Raw genomic sequence first — 3,403 nt, forward strand, 5'->3', positions numbered from 1 at the left:
GCTTATGCCGTGTGCTGGGTTATGCCGACTGCGGCGGCAGCAGCATGACGGACCTGCGGTCTAGTTTCGAAAGCTTCAGCATAACCGGCGGTCTCTGCCCGAGGTGGCTCGTATCCCTGTCTGCGTAGGCGAGTTGCCTGCAGACAGGAGGAGATCATGGATGCGATCGGAGAGCGGCGCCATGGGCCGGTGCCGTTGGTGGTGACGGGGCCGTTGGCTCCGTACGAGTCGCTGGTGCGTACGGAGTTGGTGTCCCGGGGGTACGCAGAGTCGTCGGTGAGGGACGCGGTGCGCATGATGCGGCGCCTGAGCCTGTGGATGGATCGGCGTGAGCTTGTCGCGGCTGGACTGGCGCCGGCGATGGTGGAGAAGTTTCTGGCCTTCCGCCGGGCGGTGTCCTCCTCCGAACCGGTAGCCCGGCGGTCTCTGGGGGCAGTGATCAAGGCGTTGCGGCACATCGGCGCGGTTCCGGTTCCGGTCGAGGCCGGCGTCGACGCGGTGCAGGAAGTGCTGGCGGACTACGGTGCCTACCTGCGCGGGGAGCGGGGCTTGGCGGACGAGTCGGTCCGCTGCTACTGCGGCCAGGCCCGCAAGTTCCTTGCTGCGCTGCCGGATCCGCTGGACGTCTCGCTGGCTCGGCTGGATGCCGTGCAGGTGACCGCGTTCATGGTGCGGCACACCGCGGACGCCGAGAGCGTGTGGTCGGCGAAAGCCCTGGTGACCGCAGTTCGCTCGCTGCTGCGCTACCTGCACGTGGACGGCCGGATCCCGGCGCCGCTGACCGGGTCGGTTCCCGCGGTGGCGGGCTGGCGGCTCGACTCTTTGCCCCGCGGACTGGAATCGCGGCAGGTGTCCGCGCTGCTGTCCGCACCGGACCCGGAGACCTCGGCGGGACGACGGGATCGGGCAGTGCTGACGGTGCTCGCCCGTCTCGGGCTGCGTGGCGCGGAAGCCGCCGCCCTCCAACTGAGCGACATCGACTGGCACGCGGGCGAGATCGCCGTGCGGGGCAAGGGCTCCCGCGTCGAGCGGCTGCCGCTGACGGCCGAGGTCGGCGAAGTGCTCGCGGACTACCTGATGGAGGACCGTCCCCGGTGTTCGGCCACGGCCGTGTTCCTCACCGCCCGGGCTCCCTACCAGGCACTGACCGGAACCTGCATCCGGGCGATCATGGGTCGGGCCTGCGAGAGGGCCGGGCTGCCACGGCTGGGAGCCCACCGGCTCCGCCACACCCTGGCCACCACCATCCTGCGGGCCGGGGCACCGCTGCCCGAAGTGGGCCAAGTGCTCCGTCATCGCAGCCAGCTGAGCACCACCATCTACGCAAAAGTCGACCATGAAGCCCTGCGGTCCCTGGCCCAGTCGTGGCCGGAAGGCGGTGCCCGGTGACCACGCTTCGCCAGCACGCACAGGAGTACCTGGCCATGCGCCGACGGCTGGGATTCAAGCTGACCACCTTCAGCGAGAAGCTGATCAGCTTCATCGGCTACCTGGAGGACACAGGCGAGACCGTCCTGACCACCCGGGCCGCGCTCGCCTGGGCGACGGATACGCCTCGCAGCACCGATGAAGTGCACTGGAGCCGACGGCTGATGGTCGTGCGGATCTTCGCCCGGCACCTGAAGATCCTGGAGCCGGCGACCGAGATCCCGCCCGATGATGCCCTGCCGCACCACTACCGGCGCATCACCCCACACCTGTTCACCCCCGCCGAGATGGACCGCCTGCTCACCGCGACGAGGGCCCTGAGCCCGGCCTTCCGGGCCCGCACGTGGCACACGCTCATCGGCCTGCTGGCCGTGAGCGGCCTGCGCACGTCCGAAGCCTGCGGTCTGGACCGCACCGACGTCGATCTCACTGGTGGTCTTCTCGCCGTGAGGGAGACGAAGTTCGGCAAGTCGAGGCAGATCCCGGTGCATGCCAGCACCGTCACGGCACTGCGCAGGTATGCCCGGGAGCGGGATCTCCAGCGGCCTGCCCCGAGCACGGCGGCCTTCCTGGTCTCCACCCGCGGCACCCGGCTCGACTCCCACAACCTCCCGCGCACCTTCGTCCACCTGCTGTCCGACGCGGGCATTACCGCAGGTGAAGGCAACCGCAGGCCCCGCTTGCACGATCTGAGGCACACGTTCGCGACCACGACCTTGCTGAAGTGGTACCGCGACGGCGCGGACTTGCAGGCGAAGCTCCCGCTGCTGACCACCTACCTCGGTCACGCCGACCCGAAGTCCACCTACTGGTATCTTTCGGGCTCACCGGAACTCCTGTCCCTGGCCGCGACCCGCCTGGAGCACAGCTTCGGAGGCCAGCCATGAGCGACCTCGCACCCCTGCTGCAGGGCTTCTTCACCGACAAACTGATGCTCCAGCTCCAGGCCAGCCAGCACACCATCGCGGCCTACCGCGACACCTTCACCCTCCTGCTCGGCTTCGCCGAACAGCGCGCCGGCCGACCGCCGGCCCGCTTGAGCATCGCCGACCTGGACGCCCCGACGATCGGCGCGTTCCTCCAGCATCTTGAAACCGTCCGTGGCAACACCGCAGCGACCCGCAACGTTCGTCTCGCCGCGATCCGCTCGTTCTTCCGCTACGCGGCCCTACGGGCGCCCGAGCACGCGGCGGTGATCCAGCGGGTGCTGGCAATCCCGCCCAAACGCTTCGACCGGGCCATCGTCAACTACCTCACCACCACGGAGACCGACGCCCTGGTCGCAGCCCCGGACCGCACCACCTGGACTGGACGGCGTGACCATGCCCTGCTCCTGACCGGCGTCCACACCGGACTGCGCGTCAGCGAGCTGACCCGGCTCACGCTCCAGGACCTCCACCTGGGCACGGGCCCTCACCTGCGCTGCCACGGCAAGGGACGCAAGGACCGATGCACCCCGCTGACCAGCGACACCGTCAAGGTGCTCAAGACCTGGCTGAAGGAACGAGGCGGCGAACGAGGCGATCCCTTGTTCCCGACCCGCCGCGGCACCCCGCTCAGCCGAGACGCCGTCGAAGCACTCGTCACCAAGCACACCCGGACCGCCGCAGTCACCTGCCCGTCCCTGGCCGACAAGCACGTCACCCCGCACACCCTGCGGCACAGCACTGCAATGGCACTACTCCACGCGGGAGTTGACGTCTCCGTGATCGCCCTTTGGCTCGGCCACGAATCAACTGAAACCACACAAATCTATCTGCACGCCGACATGAGCATCAAAGAACGTGCGCTCGCGCGCACGGCTCCCGCCGGCAGCACTCCCGGACACTTCACCGCTCCGGACAACCTGCTGGCGTTCCTCCGGACGCTTTGAGACGCAGACCACGGGTTATGCCGACCGTTCCGAGGCAGGCGCAGGGCTCGTCACGCTGTGGCCGCCGCAGTCGGCATAACCCAGCACACGGCATAAGCCGAC

General features: G+C 68.8%; 3 protein-coding genes. All 3 read left to right on the top strand.

Features of this window, described 5'->3' with window-relative positions:
• Nucleotides 1-156 precede the first annotated feature (156 nt).
• Genes ACWD3C_RS48140 through ACWD3C_RS48150 form a run of 3 tightly spaced genes read left to right on the top strand, consistent with a single transcriptional unit; the run spans nucleotide 157 to nucleotide 3,301 of the window.
• The gene (locus ACWD3C_RS48140; protein ID WP_451155104.1) at nucleotides 157-1,389 is read left to right on the top strand and encodes a site-specific integrase; all 1,233 of its coding nucleotides are present in this window, start codon (nucleotides 157-159) and stop codon (nucleotides 1,387-1,389) included.
• Nucleotides 1,386-2,315, top strand: a complete 930-nt coding sequence (locus ACWD3C_RS48145) for a tyrosine-type recombinase/integrase (RefSeq protein WP_451155106.1) — start codon at nucleotides 1,386-1,388, stop codon at nucleotides 2,313-2,315. The genes ACWD3C_RS48140 and ACWD3C_RS48145 overlap by 4 nt, the downstream gene beginning before the upstream one ends.
• Nucleotides 2,312-3,301, top strand: coding sequence for a tyrosine-type recombinase/integrase (locus ACWD3C_RS48150; RefSeq protein ID WP_451155108.1), 990 nt, complete (start codon nucleotides 2,312-2,314; stop codon nucleotides 3,299-3,301). The genes ACWD3C_RS48145 and ACWD3C_RS48150 overlap by 4 nt, the downstream gene beginning before the upstream one ends.
• Nucleotides 3,302-3,403: the final 102 nt, after the last annotated feature.

Source organism: Streptomyces sp. NPDC002845, from assembly GCF_053591955.1.